Source organism: Undibacterium sp. RTI2.2 (assembly GCF_035018705.1).
Classification (GTDB): domain Bacteria; phylum Pseudomonadota; class Gammaproteobacteria; order Burkholderiales; family Burkholderiaceae_D; genus Undibacterium.
In genome coordinates, this window is record NZ_JASJXN010000019.1 from 44,829 (window position 1) to 62,861 (window position 18,033).

Below are 18,033 nucleotides of genomic sequence, written 5' to 3' on the forward strand. Positions count from 1 at the left end.
AATATTTTTATACAAAATAATTGAATTAGTCGACCGATCAACATATTGATAATTTATATACTGATCCTTAGTATAGTTTAATTGTCCTAGTATTAATTGGTTAAGCGCTTAATTTTAGGTGATTAGTAGGGGAGTATATGATTTTCTATCTTTTTTTGGTCAATCTCAGTCATATCGCATTGATATCTTACTTAGATTTTGATCGGTGGTATTACGAGACAGACGTAATATAACTTTGGGATATTTTGTGATGACTCAGTCGTTCGCTGACGTTACTAAAACTGATGAACTGCAGTTTTAAACTCGGAATGATTTATTTTCTTTTTTAAAAAAGTAAAAGCTCTTGAAATAGATCGCTATTTCAAGAGCCAATTTGCCAGAACGCAGCATTGCTTAGTTATTAAGCTTAATTAAAACTGAGTTGTAAAACTTAAGCGGTGAGTCTCTCCGTAATTTTGCAGCCATCAAGCAAGAACGAGAGGCTAGTGACTAACACTAATTCTCCCTCGGCAGATCGTGCCGTTCCAGTAATACCCGGAGTAGAAATGCATGTGAGTGGTTTGATGACCAAATCTGCTGTTCCATCGACCGAGTCCACCGATAAGATATAAGGATTTGGCGCTGCAATCACGATACCGACGCGTTCTGAACTTTTTTCATAGCCCAAAATTTGTCCGAGGGAGCGTACCGGCAATGGTCTGCCTAAATCACGCAATACAGGATGACCGCCGACGCTTTCGAAGGTTTCTGGCAATTCCACCACACGCTGTACTGTCGCCATAGGTAAGGCTAAAGATGCGCCGTCAGTACGAACCAGCATCGTCGGTACGATCGATAATTCGATTGGCAGGCGGATCAAGAAGGTGGTTCCAGTACCTAACTGCGATGAAATACGAATCGCACCACGATGCCGCTCTACCGCCGTTTTCACCACGTCCATGCCGACACCACGACCAGATACGCTGGAAGCGACTTCTTTGGTGGAAAATCCTGGTAAAAACACTAATTGGAATGCCTCATCATCGGTACGAGCATCATGAGAGTTGATCAGACCTTTAGAAATTGCTTTTTCACGCAGGCGCTGAGCATCCATCCCTTTGCCATCATCGGTGACTTCAATCATGACACTGCTAGCTTCTTGCCATGCTTTGAGCGAGATCGTCGCTCTTACCGATTTTTTAGTGGCGGCGCGCTCTTCCGAGGTTTCAATCCCATGATCCAGCGCATTACGCAACATATGCACGAGCGGATCATACAAACTGTCTACTACGACGCGATCTACTTCTGTTTCTGCACCTGAGATATTCAGATCAACATCTTTACCCAAATCGCGGGCAAGCTCACGAATCAAACGCGGGAATTTCTGAAATAGTCGACCCACCGGCTGCATGCGTGTTGCTAGCGTTGCTCTTTGTAGCTCAGTGGAGTAGCGCGATGCTCTCGTCAAGGTTTCAGTCAATGCCGACATCAGTGGCGCTGCCTGACCATCAAATTTAAATTGAGAGAGTTTTTCCAGTAAGACTGCAGCCTGGTTTGCTGCTTGTACCGATTCACCTGCAACTTCTAGCAGCACATCTAGCTTGACTGCGTCGATACGAATACTTTCTTCTTTAGCTGGCGCGTTTTGTTTTACATCGGTTGTTGGCGAAGCTAAGGAAGTTTTAACCGCCTCGTGCTCTTCAATGACTTGTGTATTTTCATCTTCAACTAGCTCGGGGAGGGTACCTTCAGGCACGACCGCGCGGAAGTAGGCTTCCCAATTAACGCCGTCACTACTGGCTGGCGCTACGCTGGTATCGAGTTTGGCTGCAGCCGGCGCTGGTGCTTCTTTTGCCAGCGTTGTTTTTTTGCGCGAGGTAATTTTACCCTCGATCGCATCAGTCAACAGCTGTTCCAGCGATTTGGGCATGGTAGACAGTTGATCCGGACGCGTGCCATTAGATAGCGCCGTCAGTTGGTCAGCAACAAATCCGCTGGCTTCTAATGCCGCTTCAATCGCAATCGGAGTGACTGGTGCTTGGCCTGTTCGGAGTGCATCGAACAGATTCTCGGTCAGATGACAAGCAGACACCATTGCCGTCAAATTCATAAAGCCAGCACCACCTTTAATGGTGTGGAAAGAACGGAACACCGCATTAAGCGTATTCATGTCACCCGGGTTGCGTTCCAGGGTAAGCAAGTGTTCTTCTACGTTTGTCGCCAGATCCAAAGCTTCGACGACAAATTCTTTGAGCATATCATCCATCAGAAGCCCAGACTATCAAGTAGGTTATCTACGTCGTCCTGTTCTAGTGCAGCATTTGGAACGGAAGGCCCTTCCATCAATTCGATGGCTTTCTCTTTCAACTCTACCGGTGCATTATCGATCAAAATTTGTGCTAATTCCCGTTCTACTGCTTGGGTAATAATCAGCACTTTTTTAATTAACTGTCCCGTTAAATCCTGGAAGTCCTGCGCCATCATAATATCGAGCAGCCGAGCTTTCTCTGCATCGGTGGAGGCGATTACCGTGTTAGCAAAGGTTTTTGAGTCATTTGCCAGTATTTTAAAATCGTCGATACTTAATTTGCCTGCGAAAACGCTCGCCCAGCGGGTATCGATATCTTTTGCTCCTTTTGCCAAAGCGTCTTGTTCTGGCATGCCTGCATCAGTTGCATTCAGCACTTTATTAGCTGCTTGTTCTGTGAGAGACGCGACATATTCTAGTCGGCCTTGAGCATCAGAGATTTGTGAGGCAACGTCAGAAAGTGAACGGTCATAACCAAGTTCTCGCATGGAGTCGTGCATCATGCGCACTAAACCACCCAGACGGTCAAACATCGGTTTGGCGGATTGATCTTCAGTACTTTGGAATTTATTTTTAAGTGCTAGCGATGGATCTTCAACTTCTGCTGTGTCAGCAGTTCCTTGTGCACTTGCTGCGGGAGGCGGGGGAACGGCCTCTACGCGTTGATTGGCCATTTCTTCGAATAATGCGTCCAGATCATCTGCTGAATCGGTCATAGTCCTCTATTCTCCATAATCGCTTTGATAGTTTTGTGACGGTATTCACAAATATCATGGTATCTCATACAGATCAAATTTCGCGTGACGAATGAATAATTACAATCACGCCCCTTCATGCCATAGTAACAGGACTTACATGAGCTTAGAATAACTCTAGGAAATAAAACTTGTCATCTTTTATTCACGTTTTTACCGATTGATTTCACTTGACGGATTAGTTGCAAGCGTTATTACAACACTCTGCAACACACATACGTCCGATAACGATATTAACAATGCATCGATCATTCTTGGTTGTTGCAAATCATCGAGTAAAAACAAGGTGAGGAAATTGTTAATTATCTTTAAAAGTTGTTTGTAAGCGGAGCAAAAATTTTTCAGGTGTTTCGATTTGATATAAACCGGCTTGGATCGCTTTTCTAGCTAGTTTTAATAAAGCCTTATCTTTTGTTATAAGCACGTCCACTTTTGCATCCCTCGCAATTTCCAAGAATTTTTGGTCATCCTTATCGCTACAAATTGGTAGTCGTATGTTGACTTGTTCCATCCCAGCTTGCAATTCGATTAGTGCATCAAAGCTCGAAATAATAGAGCTACGCTGATCTTCTTTAATTGGCAGATGAGGGTAGGTCAGCACGACTAGCCACTCTTGCCTGCAATCCTCCCTTGTAACTGCCTTGATGCTGCCATCCTTTAATCCCTCTAATAATGCAGTCCATCTTGGATCATGGAATACGAACAAATCTAGGCACACATTAGTGTCAAGAACCACACGCTTAGGTATCATTGAGGTAATCATCTTTCTTTAAATTATTATGCTCATTATATTATCTCCTGCCAAAAGCCTAGACTACGATACGCCTGTAAAAAGTAAAATTGTGACTCATCCAGAATTAATGGACGAGGCGGCAGAATTAATTAAAGTAGCTAAAAAATACAAAGTAGATCAGTTGGCGCAGTTGATGGATATTTCTCCTGCGTTAGCACAATTAAATGTAGATCGCTTTCAAGATTGGACGCGTTTACCAAAGGCGGACAAAGTTAAGCAGGCTATTTTGGCTTTTAATGGTGATGTTTATGAGGGCTTACAAGCGCAACAATTAAGTCATACTCAATCTAATTATCTTCAAAATCACTTACGGATTTTGTCTGGACTCTACGGAGTATTGAGACCATTTGATTTGATGCAAGCGTACCGACTGGAGATGGGTACTCGAATGGAAAACCCAAACGGTAAGAATTTGTATGCTTTCTGGGGCGCTAAAGTGACGGAGACTTTAAATCAAGTTTTATCGGAGCAAAAAAACAAAGTGTTGTTGAATTTAGCTTCAGAAGAGTATTTTAAAGTGGTGCAACCTACGATGTTGAATGGCTCTGTCGTTACGCCGATTTTTCAGGATTGGAAAAATGGTAAGTACAAAATCATTTCTTTTTATGCAAAACGAGCAAGAGGGTTAATGGCACGTTACTGCGCATTAAATAAAATACAGAATCCTGAAAAAATAAAAACTTTTGATTTTGAAGGATATTCCTTTAATCAAGAAGAGTCTGATTCGCAACATTGGGTATTCAGGCGTAAATTGGAAAGCTGAAGTAAGGGACGTTTAATTATTTTTCTTGTATACATTCTGCTCACTCAAACAAAAAAGCCTCCATGTCGGAGGCTTTTTCACTTAATGAGTTCTAGTAAGTTTTACCAGAACTTCCACCAGGCAGTTTTTCCGGCTGCTTTGCCAGTTAAAAACGGACTATTAGGAAAGTTCTTTAAAAATACCCGGTTAGCGTCATCACGCAGATCTGTCATGCCCATCGCATCGTAGGATCGAACCAATATGTACATCGCTTCTTCAATTGCTGGCGCGTCTGGATATTCTGTAATGGCTGATTGGGCGCGGTTTGCAGCAGCCAGATAAGCACCACGACGAAGATAATACTTTCCTACATGAACGTCATATTGCGCTAAGGCGTTTACCAGATATTTCATACGTAAAATCGCATCTGGCGTGTATTTACTGTCTGGGAACTGGATAGCAAGTTGCTTGAAAGCGTCAAATGAATCACGTGATGCTTTAGGATCTCGTTCAGTAATATCTTGGTTGGCAATAAAATTCATAAAGCCAAGTTGATCATTAAAATTGATCAAGCCGCGCAAGTAGTACATATAATCAACACTTTCGTGATTTGGATGCAGTTTAATAAAACGTTCTACCGCGGCCAGAGCTTGCGCTTGATCGCCTTGTTTGTAGTAAGCATAAGCAATTTCCATTTGTGCTTGCTGGGCGTAGGTACCAAACGGGAAGCGCGATTCCAACCTCTCAAAGTACTGAACTGCTCTTTCATAACCACCATTGTTCATTTCGTCTTTTGCTTCAGCGTATAATTTTGCAGCAGACCATGTTTTAGTTTCGTCCGATTTGTCGCCGAATACGCCGCAACCTGTGAGTGCCAAGGCGAGGATGAGACTGAACAATTTTATAGATTTAATTTGCATAAGTTTTTGCGTGTGCATTAGAACAATTTACGGATTATAGCCGATGGCAATTAATGTTAGACCAACTGAAGCAGCGATTTTATTAGATCCTCAATTTAAAGAGGGGCTTGTCGAGCTTGAAGATGGTGACGAAATCGATGATTTGCCTCCGCAAATCGATGTTATTGAACTCAAATTAAGCCCAGACGTTTGTGGCGAACGCTTGGACAAGACTTTATCAAAACTGGTTCCACAATATTCAAGAAGCCGCATTCAACAATGGATAGAGGCTGGCTTTGTTAGTTTGGATGGCCAGATTGTACGCGGTAAGACCACCGTATTAGGTGACGAACATATTATTATCCAACCACAGGCAGCGCCAGATGAAGGTGCTTACAAGCCTGAAGAAATGCCGTTGGATATTATTTATGAGGATGATGCCATTCTTATTATCAATAAGCCAGCAGGTTTAGTCGTGCATCCTGCTGCAGGTAATTGGTCAGGTACTTTGCTTAATGGCTTATTGCATCGCTTTCCTGCTTTGGCAGGTGTGCCGCGTGCAGGCATTGTGCATCGGCTTGATAAGGATACCTCGGGTTTGATGGTAGTCGCCAAGACTTTGATTGCGCAAACTGAGCTGGTAAGGCAATTGCAAGACCGTACTGTAAGTCGTGAATACTATGCTTTGGTTTGGGGGACACCTAAACCAACCGGGACGATTGATGCCGCAATGGCGAGACATCCGAGAGATCGAATCAAAATGGCGGTATCTGAGAGTATGTTGGCTAAGCCCGCGATTACTCATTTCCAACGGAAAGCTGCAGGTATGCTGGAGCGCTTCCCAGTCAGTCTGGTCGCCTGCCAACTGGAAACCGGACGTACGCATCAAATTCGTGTGCATATGCAATCGTTGGGATTTTCTCTGGTTGGCGACACTCTGTATGGCAAACAGCATCTCGCACGGTTTTTCCCACGCCAGGCATTACAAGCTCGTAAGCTGGGTTTGATTCATCCGATGACACATGACTATGTGGAGTGGGAGGTGAATCTGGCGGATGATTTTTCTGACTTGTTACTGCAAGCAGGCATTACAACTACTATGTTGCTATGAATTTTTCAGGCCAGATAAATGAAAGTTTATTGAGCCTTCCTATTATTCATCCGAATTGGAAGGGCTTGCCTGCTAACGTACAGGCTTTTTCTACCACTCGCGCTGGAGGATTTAGTTTAGCTCCTTACGATAATGGATTGGGAGGTGGCGGCAATAATCTTGGCGATCATGTAGGGGATGATATAAAAGTCGTTGCCCAGAACCGCGAGATACTTAATCGTTTTTTACCTGAAGATGTCAGATTTTTATCGCAAGTGCACGGCACAGTTGTGTTGGATGCGGCAATGTTGATTGATACAAGTGTCGGTGATGCAGTTTTTGCTACAGAACCAAATACTGTTTGCGGAATTTTAACGGCGGATTGTTTGCCTGTTTTGTTTGCAGATATGAAAGGCAAAGTGGTGGCAGCAGCCCATGCTGGATGGCGCGGTTTAGCCGCAGGAGTATTGCAAAATACATTAGCTAAAATGCGTGATTCTGGCGCTGAAGATATTGTCGCATGGATGGGACCCGCCATTGGCCCTGATGAATTCGAGGTGGGGCAAGACGTGCTGGACGCGTTTCGTTTAAGTAGCAGAATATCTGAAAAATTTTTTAAAAGAAGAATAACGCAAGATAAATATGTGGCCGATATTTATGGGCTAGCTCGTTATATTTTGGTAAAGGAAGGCGTGGACAAAGTGTATGGTGGAGATCGCTGTACCGTAACTGAAAAAGCTCAATTTTATTCTTACAGAAGGGATGGCATCACAGGGCGGATGGCAAGCCTCATTTGGATCGCAGAATAAATTAACTTTCTGCTGCATCTTGGCTGGAGGCCTCTGCTTTTGTATTGGCAGCGGTCGTATTATTGGCTAGTGCGGCTTTCATCAGTTCTTTGTCCCTAGCCCTTTGTTTTTTTCTTGCTGGCGTCAGCCACAAGTATAAAAATAAGCCTAAAGGCAACACACAGTACATTAAAAACGTCATAATTCCTGCAACAACTGATGCTTCAGTAATTGACATCATTAAAACAACGTAGATCCAGGCAATCGCGATAATATACATACTGCTAAGCCTTAAAGTTAATCCGAAGAGATTAGAGATTTATAAGTAATTTGTAAGTCGCACTAAAACATCCATTGAAAAATTTTAGTGTGTCACAACGTAACTGCAATAACATAATAACGACAAGTTAAAAACAGGAGACACGCATGACGACTTTTGATCCTCAAGCTACGTACTCCAATTGGATGTCACAGCTAATGAAGCAGGACAAATGGCAGGATTGGATGAAGCCAGCAGAGGCTATCAATCACATCCCAATGTTGGAGTCACTAAAAGAAGTTGGTGCAAAAATTGACCCCGCAACCATGTCTAAACTGCAAAGTGATTATATGCAGGAATTTAGCAAGTTGTGGCAAGATTTTGCTGTCTCCAAAGTACCTGATTTTAACGATAAACGTTTCTCATCCCCCGATTGGCATAATCATGCCATGCATGCTTATAGCGCAGCGTCATATTTGCTAAATGCTCGATTTTTGATGGCAATGGCTGAATCAGTTCAGGCTCCCGAGAAGACGAAGCAGAAAATTCGTTTTGCGGTGCAGCAAATGACCGACGCAATGTCGCCTGCAAATTTTCTTGTTACTAATCCTGAAGCTCAAACAAAAATTATAGAAAGCAAAGGCGAAAGCCTGGCAAAAGGTATTACGCATATGTTGGCTGATATGCAAAAAGGACGCATCTCACAGACCGACGAATCTGCATTTGAAGTTGGTAAAAATGTTGCTACATCCGAAGGTACAGTGGTTTTTGAAAATCGCCTATTTCAACTGATCCAGTACAGTCCATTAACCAAAACTGTACATCAACGCCCATTGTTGATGGTTCCCCCTTGCATTAACAAGTTTTACATTCTTGATCTACAACCAGAGAATTCGGTAGTGCGTTATGCGGTAGAGCAGGGTCATACTGTTTTCCTTGTTTCATGGGCTAATCCGCATGAGTCTTTGGCGACCGTTAGTTGGAATGATTACATAGAGGAGGGTGCAATTCAGGCGATCCATACTGTTCAAGAAATTAGTAAGCAAGACAAAATTAATGCTTTTGGTTTTTGTGTTGGCGGCACAATTATTTCCACAGCGTTAGCTGCTTTGGCTGATCGTGGAGAGCATCCCGTTAGTAGTCTAACGTTACTTACTACGCTATTGGATTTCTCAGACACAGGTATTTTGGATGTGTTTGTCGATGAAATGCAGGTAAGCATGCGTGAACAAACGATTGGTCAAGGCGGTCTGATGCCCGGGCGTGATCTGGCGAGTACTTTTTCCAGTTTGCGCGCGAATGATTTAGTCTGGAATTATGTTCAGACTAATTATTTGAAGGGGGATAGTCCACCTCCGTTTGATTTGTTGTACTGGAATGCAGATAGCACTAATTTGCCTGGACCAATGTTTTGCTGGTACCTGAGAAATACTTATCTGGAAAATAAATTAAAAAAACCAAATGCACTGACGGTTGCTGGAAACAAGATTGATCTCGGTAAAATTGATGCGCCTGTCTTTATTTATGGTTCGCGCGAGGATCATATTGTTCCTTGGCAGGCTGCATACGCTTCCTGCGTTTTGCTTAACCCCAAGAAGAAATCACGTAATCAATTTATTTTGGGGGCGTCTGGTCACATTGCCGGAGTGGTAAATCCTCCAGCGAAAAAGAAGAGAAGTTACTGGACTAATTCTAGCCTCGGATCAGATGCACAAACCTGGTTTGATGGTGCAACAGAACATCCTGGCAGTTGGTGGCCAGAGTGGGCAATTTTTTTGAGTGAGCACGGCGGCAAGATGGTGAAAGCCCCGGTAAAGCCAGGAAATGCCAGTTTTAAACCAATAGAGCCTGCACCTGGGCGATATGTCAAAGTAAGAGCAGATTAAATAAAAAAATTGGAGATTTAGTATGTCAAAACGTATAGCTTATGTAACTGGTGGTATGGGTGGAATTGGAACTCCAATATGCAAGCGCTTATGCCAGGAGGGTTTTATCGTTGTTGCCGGATGTGGCCCAAACTCTCAGCGCAAAGATAAATGGCTAGCTGATATGCGGGCAGAAGGTCATGATATTCATGCCTCCGAAGGCAATGTGTCTGATTGGGAGTCTACTAAAGCAGCTTTTGATAAAGTTAAAGCGGAAATCGGTGAGGTCGATGTTCTGGTCAACAACGCAGGCATTACGCGTGATGGTCAATTCCGTAAGATGAGTAAGGCGGATTGGGATGCTGTAATGGATACCAATCTGAATTCTTTATTCAACGTAACTAAACAAATTATTGATGGTATGGCCGATCGTGGTTGGGGGCGCATCATTAATATTTCTTCTGTTAATGGCCAAAAAGGTCAGTTTGGTCAGACAAATTATTCCACGGCCAAAGCCGGTATTCACGGTTTTACTATGGCATTGGCGCAAGAGGTAGCGACTAAAGGAGTGACGGTTAACACTGTTTCTCCAGGCTACGTAGGTACTGATATGGTACGTGCAATACGTCCCGATGTACTGGAGAAGATCGTTTCTGGCATTCCAGTCAAGCGCTTAGCTGAACCGTCTGAAATTGCTTCTATCGTTGCTTGGATTGCTTCTGACGAAGGTGGCTACGCCACTGGATCAGACTTTTCAATTAACGGTGGTTTACATATGGGCTAGTTGATCCTTATTTTTTGTCGCATTGCGGCGAAATAATGCCTGTCGGAATCATTGATTTCGATAGGCATTGTCATTTAAAACAAAAATAGTTGTACTATCGAAAATAGGTGACAAACAAATTTAATGTTTTTCATTACTTGCAATGAATACATTATTTGTTTGCTTAGATTGGGCATAAGTGCAAACGACGGGCAATACTTAAGTCGTTTGCCGAAAAGCTTAACGATTTGTTAATTGAGACTTCAATGAATAGTGCAAAAAAATCGACGCAGCATTTGATCAAAAAATATCCTAATCGTCGTCTTTATGATACCCAAACAAGTAGCTACATCACTTTGGTTGATGTAAAACAGTTCGTTTTAGAGAATGATGATTTTGCAGTAATAGATGCTAAAACCGGAGAAGATTTAACCCGGAGTATTTTGTTGCAAATCATTCTTGAAGCAGAAGCTGGTGGCACGCCCATGTTTTCCAGTGTTGCTTTGTCCCAGATTATTCGCTACTACGGTCACGCTATGCAAGGCATGATGGGCTCGTATCTTGAGAAAAACATCCAAGCTTTTATCGATATCCAGAACAAACTGACAGAAAACTCTAAGGGAGTTTATGAAGGGAAACCATTTAGTCCCGAGATGTGGGCGCAGTTTATGAGTGTCCAAGGCCCAATGATGCAGGGAATGATGGGTAATTATATTGAACAAAGCAAAAGCTTATTTGTACAAATGCAAGAGCAAATGCAAAATCAAACTAAGAATATATTCGGCACATTTCCTTTCAATCCAGACGGTAAGCCAAAGTAAATCGCTATAAATTTAATAAACTCACCAATTAAATGGTGATAACCAGTCACTTTTGAGGTGGCCATGTGAGTAAGAGGTACAATAGCGGATTGCTTTGTACCTCTTTTTATTATGTCCATAGATACTCTTATCACTTCAGTCAAACCTTCAGCAATTAATCCTAAGGTCGGTTTTGTCTCTCTCGGCTGCCCAAAAGCACTGGTTGATTCCGAACAAATCCTGACACAATTGCGTGCCGAAGGTTACGATACCGCTAAATCTTATGATGGCGCCGATCTAGTGATCGTCAACACCTGCGGTTTTATTGATGCGGCAGTTCAAGAGTCTCTGGATGCAATTGGCGAGGCACTGGCTGAAAATGGTAAAGTTATTGTCACAGGTTGCTTAGGGGCCAAAAAAGACGCCAATGGTAATGACATGATTATGTCTATCCATCCCAAAGTGTTGGCGGTGACGGGGCCACATGCCTTGGGTGAAGTGATGGATGCTGTCCATTTGCATTTGCCTAAACCACACGAACCTTTTATTGATTTGGTACCGGCTCAAGGCGTTAAACTGACACCTAAGCATTACGCTTATCTCAAAATTTCTGAAGGCTGCAATCATCGTTGCAGTTTCTGCATTATTCCATCCATGCGCGGGGATCTGGTATCTCGTCCGATTGCCGACATTATGCTGGAGGCAGAAAATCTGTTCAAAGCTGGAGTAAAAGAATTACTCGTTATTTCACAAGATACCAGTGCTTACGGGGTGGACGTGAAATTCCGCACCGGTTTTTGGAATGGCAAACCAGTCAAAACCCATATGACACAATTAGTCGAGGCATTGGGTGATTTGGCAAAACAATATGATGCCTGGGTACGTTTGCATTATGTTTATCCTTATCCGCATGTTGATCAAATTATTCCCTTCATGAACAACGGGCATGTCTTGCCGTATCTTGATGTGCCGTTACAGCATGCGCATCCAGACGTGCTAAAACGCATGAAGCGCCCAGCTAGCGGCGAAAAAAATATTGAGCGGATTAAAGCATGGCGCGCAATGTGTCCTGAAATTACAATACGTTCAACTTTCATCGCCGGTTTTCCTGGCGAAACTGAAGAAGAGTTTGAATACCTGTTAGATTTCTTAAAAGAAGTTGAGATTGATCGCTTAGGCTGCTTTGCCTATTCGCCCGTAGACGGCGCTACTGCGAATGAACTGGCGAATCCAGTTCCAGAAAATATCCGTGAAGATCGTCGTCGTCGCGTCATGGAATTGCAAGAAGGTATCTCCAAAAAACGTCTGCAAGCGAAAGTTGGCAAAACGATTCGCGTGTTGATTGACTCTCTTGACCGCAGTGGCGGCGTTGGACGTTCCTCTGCAGATGCGCCAGAGATCGATGGCGTAGTCTATGTAAAACCGCCATTCGAGCCACATCGCAAACTTAAAGTAGGTGACTTTGTCGAGGTCAAACTCACGGCAGCTGATGCTCACGATTTGTGGGGCGAAGCGATTTAAGTCTATGCCGGCTCTGAATATTCAATTTAGGATTTTCTCCTTAGTCTTGTTGCTTGCAACGCTGTTTTTATCATTTTCCGCTGCACACGCTCAGCAAGATACTGCTAATACGGTCACCAACGCGGCAGCTACGCGAGTGACCACGCCCATTTTTAAAGAAGCACAAAGGTGGCGTGGTAAGTTGGGAGAAGATGTCGTTGAAATGCGTCTACAGCCCAAGCTAGAAGATATTGACAGTGTCGAGGGCGACTACATCGTCTTTGGTGGAAACAGAAATAAAGGCCATAAAATCTTGTTGGCCGGCGAGGTCAATGGGACTACCTTAAGCATGGAAGAATCTGAAGATGGTATCGACGTTTCTGGTCAATGGGATGGTAAGTTAGAGGGCAAAATTCTGCGTGGCAAATGGCAGTCCGATGACGGTAAGACCATCAAAGATTTTATTCTCGAATTAATGCCGTCAGCAGTAAGTAAGACTGGTAAATCTAAGAGAGCATCTTCGTTGCATTTGAAGGCTGCACAATAATTCCTAGTCAAAGCTGGCTTTCCTGTCTGCTCAGAATATTAAAATTGCATTGCCTGGCACTCAGCCTCAGATAACGGACTTATAAAATTGTCCCTCGCTGTACTTCCAAGTAATCGCGTGATCTGTAACAATAGGTTCAACACCGCGTCAGAGTTTATATTTATCTTTGGGCGCTTCTATCTAAATTTCCGCGAGCGTTCATGATGACAATCCCAGGTACAAACACGACATTAATTCATTCTGATTATGTAGCACCAGATGGATTTGCGGCTTTTCCTACGGCGATTCATCACGCTTCTACGGTGTTATTTAAAGATGTTGCTGCAATGCGTGCTCGCAGTTGGCAAGATAAATCAGCCTATACATATGGTCTGCATGGAACGCCCACAAGTTTTACTTTAGAGGCGCGATTAGCTGAGATAGAGCAGGGCGACCATTGTTTGCTGGCACCTAGTGGCTTGGCTGCAATTACGCTGATCGATCTGGCTTTGTTGCAAAGCGGTGACGATGTTTTGATTCCAGATAATGTCTACAATCCCAATCGTGAATTAGGTGATTGGCTGGCAAGTAGTTTTGGGTTGAGTGTACGTTACTACGACCCGCTCATTGGCGCTGGTATTGCGGCACTAATCAAGTCAAATACCAAATTGATTTGGACCGAAGCGCCGGGTTCTGTATCGATGGAAGTGCCAGATATCCCCGCCATTTGTGCCGCAGCGCATGCGCAAGGTGTGGCGGTGGCGCTAGATAATACCTGGTCTGGTGGATTGGCTTTCCCCGCCTTTGCGCATGGTGTGGATATTGTTATGCAGGCATTAACCAAATATCAAAGTGGTGGTTCTGATGTCTTGATGGGGGCTGTTATTACCAAAGACAAATTATTGAATCAACGTCTTCAATCAGCCCATATGCGTTTGGGTTTTGGCGTCGGTATGGATGATGCCTATCTAATATTGCGTAATTTACCTAGCTTGAAATTACGTTTTGATGCGCATGATGCCAGCGCCCGTAAAGTCGCGACTTGGTTATCAACTCGTCCGGAGATCAATAAGGTTTTGCATCCAGCTTTGCCAGACTGTCCCGGACATCATATTTGGAAGCGCGATTTTAGTGGTGCTGGCGGTTTGTTTTCTGTGTTATTTGATAGCGCTTATACCGAGCAGCAAACGGACCGCTTTGTCGATGCCTTGAAGCTGTTTAAAATTGGCTTTAGCTGGGGCGGTGCGAATAGTTTATGCGTACCTTATCGTATTCAGCAGATGCGGACGACATGGCCACATCAAGGTGTGCTGGTGCGTTTTAATATTGGATTGGAAGACGCCGATGACTTAATTGCTGATATTGCGCAAGCGATGTCTGCTTTATAGCACTCAGCTTTTCTCAATTATTTAAAAGACGTAAATTCTGCTGGAAAGGCGTATCCATGATGAAAAAATCAAAACTGGTCATGCTCGTTGTGTTTGTATTGACCGGCTGTGCTACGCGTTCGTTAGAAGAGCCAGCCCCGCGTGGTCAAACTCCAGACGCAGGCAAAGCCGCGACCCCAAAACCTGTGACCGCTCCCAGCTCTTCGACTGCTTTTACGATCAATGGATACAAACGCGATCTTGCTCAATATATTACAAAGCACAATGCGGATAAATCATATTCAGAGCAGCCACAAGCGTTGTTGCGGTCTGTCATTGTTTTAAAATTTATTTTGGCGTCAGATGGTAAGTTAATCAAAAGCGAAATTATGCGCAGTAATCACGACAAAGTGACAGAGGCGACTGCTTTGAATAGTCTGCGAGTCAGTGCGCCATTCCCCAAGCCTCTGCCACATCTGGTGCGTAATGGACGCTTAGAAATTATTGAAACTTGGTTGTTTAACGATGACGGTCGCTTTCAATTACGGAGTATTGCTTTACCGCAAATCGACGAGTAACGATTGATTTTCAGTATTTATTTTAAATATACTGCTGACTAGTATATTTTAGTTGTCCAATGATTCTTTGGACGATCTGGCATAATTAGTATAAAAAATAGGGAGTATATGAAACTCCTTGGTCCAATCGTAGCTTGTTTGATTTTTGACTACGCAAAAAAAGAGGGCTGGATTTTGATCCAGCCCTCTTTTCATTTCATTCCTTAGTTACCGGCCTAAGTCGGTAACTAAGGTGATGAATGTCAGTTTTTCAACCCTTAAGCCGCTAACAGTTGACGCAATACAAATGGCAAGATGCCGCCATGCTTGTAATAGTCAACTTCAATTGGTGTATCGATACGCAACAAGACTTTGACTTCTTGTTTGTCACCATTGGCACGGTTAATCACCAGTGTCACTTGCTGTTGTGGCTTGATATCATCTTCGATACCTTTCAGGTCGTAGGATTCTGTGCCTGTAATACCCAAAGAATCAACGCTGTCAGTACCCAGGAACTGCAATGGCAATACGCCCATGCCGACCAGGTTAGAGCGGTGGATACGTTCGAATGAACGAGCGATGACAGCTTTAACGCCCAGTAATTGCGTGCCTTTAGCTGCCCAGTCGCGGGATGAGCCCGTGCCGTACTCTTCGCCACCGAAGATCATCGTTGGCGTGCCTTCAGCAACATATTTCATCGCGGCATCGTAGATCGCCATTGGCTCGCCAGTTGGCTGGAACAGCGTTTCGCCACCTTCAACACGAGAGCCGTCTTCTTTCGCTGGAATCATCAAGTTTTTGATACGCACGTTGGCAAAAGTACCGCGCATCATGATTTCGTGGTTGCCGCGACGTGAGCCGTAGGAATTAAAATCTGCTTTCAGTACGCCATTTGCTTTCAACCAAATACCTGCTGGGCTAGATTCTTTGATTGAACCAGCAGGAGAGATATGATCGGTTGTAATTGAATCACCAAACACACCCAATGCACGTGCACCAGTGATGCCAGTAGCAGCAGCTTTTGGCTCCATAGTAAAGTCAGCGAAGAACGGTGGCTCAGCGATGTAAGTGGAGGTTGGCCAGTCGTAGACTTGACCTTCTGCCACACCTTTGATGTTTTCCCACAATTTGCCTGGTGCACCTTTGACGTCAGCGTAGTTCTCTTTGAATGTTTTTGAGTTCATCGCGAACTTCATTAACTTCTGGATTTCTGCGCTGGTTGGCCAGATGTCGCCAAGGAAAATATCTTTACCTTTTACGCGGCCAACTGGTTCAGTCATCAAATCTCTTGTCATATTGCCCGCGATTGCATAGGCAACAACCAAAGGAGGGGAGGCCAAGAAGTTGGAGCGAATATTCGGATGAATCCGGGCTTCAAAGTTGCGATTGCCGGAGAGAATTGCAGATGCCACGATGTCGTTTGCTACGATGGCTTCGTTCATGGCAGGTGTTAAATCACCAGCGTTACCGATACATGTCGTGCAGCCATAAGCGGTTACGCCGAAGCCGAGTTTTTCTAGATATGGCAACAGACCCGCAGCTTCCAGATACTTGGTAACAACACGCGACCCTGGTGCCAGCGATGTTTTAATGTGTGGTGCAACTTTCAAGCCAGCTTCGACAGCTTTCTTAGCTAACAAACCAGCTGCCAATAGTACGCTTGGGTTGGAGGTATTTGTGCAAGACGTAATTGCAGCAATCAGGATATCGCCGTTTTTAACTTTAACGCCGTCTGCATTGGTGTAAACCGCATCCAGATCTTCAGCTTTTTTATTAAAGCCGTTCTCTGAGGTTGGTTTAGCAAACAAATCAGCGAAGGTCGATTTGACGTTACCGATTTCAATCCGATCCTGCGGACGTTTTGGACCAGCCAAAGATGGTGCAACGGTGTCCAGTGCCAACGATACTTCTGTTGTGTAATCAATGTCACCAGCTTTAGGAATGCCGAACATTTTCTGGGCTTTGAAATAGCCTTCAAATGCATCGATCTCAGCTTTAGTACGACCGGTACCTTTAAAATAATCAATCGTTGCTTCATCAACAGGGAAGAAACCCATAGTCGCGCCATATTCTGGTGCCATGTTGGCGATAGTTGCACGGTCTGTCAGAGACAATGTGCGTGTACCTTCGCCAAAGAACTCAACAAACTTGCCTACAACTTTTGCTTTACGCAGCAATTCTGTAATGGTCAATACCAAATCGGTTGCAGTACAACCTTCACGCAACGCGCCTGTCAGGTTTACGCCAACTACGTCTGGCGTCAGGAAATAAACTGGCTGGCCCAGCATGCCCGCTTCAGCTTCAATACCGCCAACACCCCAGCCAACGACGCCGATACCGTTGATCATTGTTGTATGTGAATCTGTACCTACCAGTGTGTCTGGATAGTAGATATCATTTTTCTTTGCATCTTTTACTTTATGTACGCCGCGTGCCAAGTATTCCAGGTTAACTTGATGGACAATGCCGAAACCTGGAGGTACAACGCCGAATGTATCAAAAGCTTGCATACCCCATTTCATGAACTGGTAACGCTCGTTATTGCGTTGAAACTCCAATTTCATGTTCAGATCCAAGGCTTTCTTTTCACGGAAATGATCAATTTGAACAGAGTGGTCGACTACTAAATCAACTGGTACTAAAGGCTCGATATTTTTTGGATTTTTACCTTGTTTCGCAGCGACGTTACGCATTGCTGCCAAGTCAGCCAGTAATGGGACGCCGGTAAAGTCTTGCAAAACTACACGAGACACGACGAAAGGAATTTCGTCAGTACGGTCGCCAGTAGCGCTCCAGTTAGCGAGTTGCTTAACGTGTTCGTCAGTGACTTTTTTGCCGTCACAATTGCGTAGGACAGATTCCAGCACAATACGGATGGAAATTGGTAAGCGCGAAATCTTTACACCCAGATTTTTTTCTAGTGCTGGCAATGAGTAGAATTTGCCTTTTTTAGAATCTGAAATCTTGAAATCTTTCAGGGTTTTGAATGCATCTTTATACGCATTTTGGCTCATGGCTATTCCTTTTTTTTACAAAAATCAA

At 44.0% G+C, this 18,033-nt stretch carries 16 protein-coding genes; 10 read left to right on the plus strand and 6 right to left on the minus strand.

Annotation, left to right across the window (positions count from 1 at the left end):
* Positions 1-430: 430 nt before the first annotated feature.
* From QN395_RS12105 to QN395_RS12115, 3 genes are all read right to left on the minus strand, one after another.
* Positions 431-2,245, minus strand: a complete 1,815-nt coding sequence (locus QN395_RS12105) for a chemotaxis protein CheA (protein ID WP_322119020.1) — start codon at positions 2,243-2,245, stop codon at positions 431-433.
* Positions 2,245-3,003 carry a protein phosphatase CheZ gene (locus QN395_RS12110; RefSeq protein WP_322119019.1) on the minus strand — a complete coding sequence of 253 codons (759 nt, stop codon included), beginning with the start codon at positions 3,001-3,003 and terminating at the stop codon, positions 2,245-2,247. The genes QN395_RS12105 and QN395_RS12110 overlap by 1 nt, the downstream gene beginning before the upstream one ends.
* A gap of 337 nt (positions 3,004-3,340) precedes the next feature.
* Complete coding sequence (locus QN395_RS12115; RefSeq protein WP_322119018.1) at positions 3,341-3,793, minus strand: putative toxin-antitoxin system toxin component, PIN family; 453 nt, start codon at positions 3,791-3,793, stop codon at positions 3,341-3,343.
* A 28-nt stretch (positions 3,794-3,821) separates the two neighbouring features.
* Here QN395_RS12115 and yaaA point away from each other — a divergent pair, with 28 nt between their 5' ends.
* On the plus strand, positions 3,822-4,598 hold the full coding sequence (yaaA, locus tag QN395_RS12120; RefSeq protein ID WP_322119017.1) for a peroxide stress protein YaaA: 777 nt from the start codon (positions 3,822-3,824) through the stop codon (positions 4,596-4,598).
* A gap of 101 nt (positions 4,599-4,699) precedes the next feature.
* On the opposite strand, the gene QN395_RS12125 is transcribed toward yaaA, so the two are convergent.
* Positions 4,700-5,497, minus strand: a complete 798-nt coding sequence (locus tag QN395_RS12125; protein ID WP_322119016.1) for an outer membrane protein assembly factor BamD — start codon at positions 5,495-5,497, stop codon at positions 4,700-4,702.
* A 43-nt stretch (positions 5,498-5,540) separates the two neighbouring features.
* Between QN395_RS12125 and QN395_RS12130 the strand changes: the two genes are divergently transcribed.
* Together QN395_RS12130 and pgeF are read left to right on the plus strand one after the other, a co-directional pair.
* The gene (locus QN395_RS12130) at positions 5,541-6,587 is read left to right on the plus strand and encodes an RluA family pseudouridine synthase (RefSeq protein ID WP_322119015.1); all 1,047 of its coding nucleotides are present in this window, start codon (positions 5,541-5,543) and stop codon (positions 6,585-6,587) included.
* Entirely contained in the window at positions 6,584-7,375 is a 792-nt protein-coding gene (gene pgeF, locus QN395_RS12135; RefSeq protein ID WP_322119014.1) for a peptidoglycan editing factor PgeF, read from the plus strand. Before QN395_RS12130 ends, pgeF begins: the two co-directional genes overlap by 4 nt.
* A 1-nt stretch (position 7,376) precedes the next feature.
* Here pgeF and QN395_RS12140 read toward each other — a convergent pair whose 3' ends face one another.
* Positions 7,377-7,634, minus strand: coding sequence for a hypothetical protein (locus QN395_RS12140; RefSeq protein WP_322119013.1), 258 nt, complete (start codon positions 7,632-7,634; stop codon positions 7,377-7,379).
* A 146-nt stretch (positions 7,635-7,780) separates the two neighbouring features.
* On the opposite strand from QN395_RS12140, the gene phaC reads away from it, so the two are divergent.
* The 7 genes from phaC (at position 7,781) to QN395_RS12175 (ending at position 15,012) form a co-directional block, all read left to right on the plus strand.
* On the plus strand, positions 7,781-9,499 hold the full coding sequence (gene phaC / locus QN395_RS12145) for a class I poly(R)-hydroxyalkanoic acid synthase (protein WP_322119012.1): 1,719 nt from the start codon (positions 7,781-7,783) through the stop codon (positions 9,497-9,499).
* A gap of 22 nt (positions 9,500-9,521) precedes the next feature.
* A complete protein-coding gene (locus QN395_RS12150; RefSeq protein ID WP_322119011.1) occupies positions 9,522-10,262 on the plus strand; it encodes a 3-ketoacyl-ACP reductase in 741 nt (246 codons plus the stop codon).
* A gap of 245 nt (positions 10,263-10,507) precedes the next feature.
* The gene (gene phaR, locus QN395_RS12155) at positions 10,508-11,062 is read left to right on the plus strand and encodes a polyhydroxyalkanoate synthesis repressor PhaR (RefSeq protein ID WP_322119010.1); all 555 of its coding nucleotides are present in this window, start codon (positions 10,508-10,510) and stop codon (positions 11,060-11,062) included.
* Positions 11,063-11,173: 111 nt separating this feature from the next.
* Entirely contained in the window at positions 11,174-12,562 is a 1,389-nt protein-coding gene (gene rimO / locus QN395_RS12160) for a 30S ribosomal protein S12 methylthiotransferase RimO (protein WP_322119009.1), read from the plus strand.
* A gap of 4 nt (positions 12,563-12,566) precedes the next feature.
* A complete protein-coding gene (locus tag QN395_RS12165) occupies positions 12,567-13,088 on the plus strand; it encodes a hypothetical protein (protein WP_322119008.1) in 522 nt (173 codons plus the stop codon).
* Positions 13,089-13,288: 200 nt separating this feature from the next.
* On the plus strand, positions 13,289-14,455 hold the full coding sequence (locus QN395_RS12170) for a cystathionine beta-lyase (RefSeq protein ID WP_322119007.1): 1,167 nt from the start codon (positions 13,289-13,291) through the stop codon (positions 14,453-14,455).
* Positions 14,456-14,511: 56 nt separating this feature from the next.
* Positions 14,512-15,012, plus strand: coding sequence for a hypothetical protein (locus tag QN395_RS12175; protein WP_322119006.1), 501 nt, complete (start codon positions 14,512-14,514; stop codon positions 15,010-15,012).
* Positions 15,013-15,269: 257 nt separating this feature from the next.
* Here the strand turns inward: QN395_RS12175 and acnA are convergent, their stop codons facing one another.
* A complete protein-coding gene (acnA, locus tag QN395_RS12180) occupies positions 15,270-18,005 on the minus strand; it encodes an aconitate hydratase AcnA (protein WP_322119005.1) in 2,736 nt (911 codons plus the stop codon).
* Positions 18,006-18,033 lie beyond the last annotated feature (28 nt).

What these genes read in the sequence shown, in the direction of transcription:
- QN395_RS12105 (WP_322119020.1), bottom strand. Translation starts at nt 2,245, where the DNA reads ATGGATGATATGCTCAAAGAATTTGTCGTCGAAGCTTTGGATCTGGCG.
- QN395_RS12110 (WP_322119019.1), bottom strand. Translation starts at nt 3,003, where the DNA reads ATGACCGATTCAGCAGATGATCTGGACGCATTATTCGAAGAAATGGCC.
- QN395_RS12115 (WP_322119018.1), bottom strand. Translation starts at nt 3,793, where the DNA reads ATGATACCTAAGCGTGTGGTTCTTGACACTAATGTGTGCCTAGATTTG.
- yaaA (WP_322119017.1), top strand. Translation starts at nt 3,822, where the DNA reads ATGCTCATTATATTATCTCCTGCCAAAAGCCTAGACTACGATACGCCT.
- QN395_RS12125 (WP_322119016.1), bottom strand. Translation starts at nt 5,497, where the DNA reads ATGCAAATTAAATCTATAAAATTGTTCAGTCTCATCCTCGCCTTGGCA.
- QN395_RS12130 (WP_322119015.1), top strand. Translation starts at nt 5,541, where the DNA reads ATGGCAATTAATGTTAGACCAACTGAAGCAGCGATTTTATTAGATCCT.
- pgeF (WP_322119014.1), top strand. Translation starts at nt 6,584, where the DNA reads ATGAATTTTTCAGGCCAGATAAATGAAAGTTTATTGAGCCTTCCTATT.
- QN395_RS12140 (WP_322119013.1), bottom strand. Translation starts at nt 7,634, where the DNA reads ATGTATATTATCGCGATTGCCTGGATCTACGTTGTTTTAATGATGTCA.
- phaC (WP_322119012.1), top strand. Translation starts at nt 7,781, where the DNA reads ATGACGACTTTTGATCCTCAAGCTACGTACTCCAATTGGATGTCACAG.
- QN395_RS12150 (WP_322119011.1), top strand. Translation starts at nt 9,522, where the DNA reads ATGTCAAAACGTATAGCTTATGTAACTGGTGGTATGGGTGGAATTGGA.
- phaR (WP_322119010.1), top strand. Translation starts at nt 10,508, where the DNA reads ATGAATAGTGCAAAAAAATCGACGCAGCATTTGATCAAAAAATATCCT.
- rimO (WP_322119009.1), top strand. Translation starts at nt 11,174, where the DNA reads ATGTCCATAGATACTCTTATCACTTCAGTCAAACCTTCAGCAATTAAT.
- QN395_RS12165 (WP_322119008.1), top strand. Translation starts at nt 12,567, where the DNA reads ATGCCGGCTCTGAATATTCAATTTAGGATTTTCTCCTTAGTCTTGTTG.
- QN395_RS12170 (WP_322119007.1), top strand. Translation starts at nt 13,289, where the DNA reads ATGATGACAATCCCAGGTACAAACACGACATTAATTCATTCTGATTAT.
- QN395_RS12175 (WP_322119006.1), top strand. Translation starts at nt 14,512, where the DNA reads ATGATGAAAAAATCAAAACTGGTCATGCTCGTTGTGTTTGTATTGACC.
- acnA (WP_322119005.1), bottom strand. Translation starts at nt 18,005, where the DNA reads ATGAGCCAAAATGCGTATAAAGATGCATTCAAAACCCTGAAAGATTTC.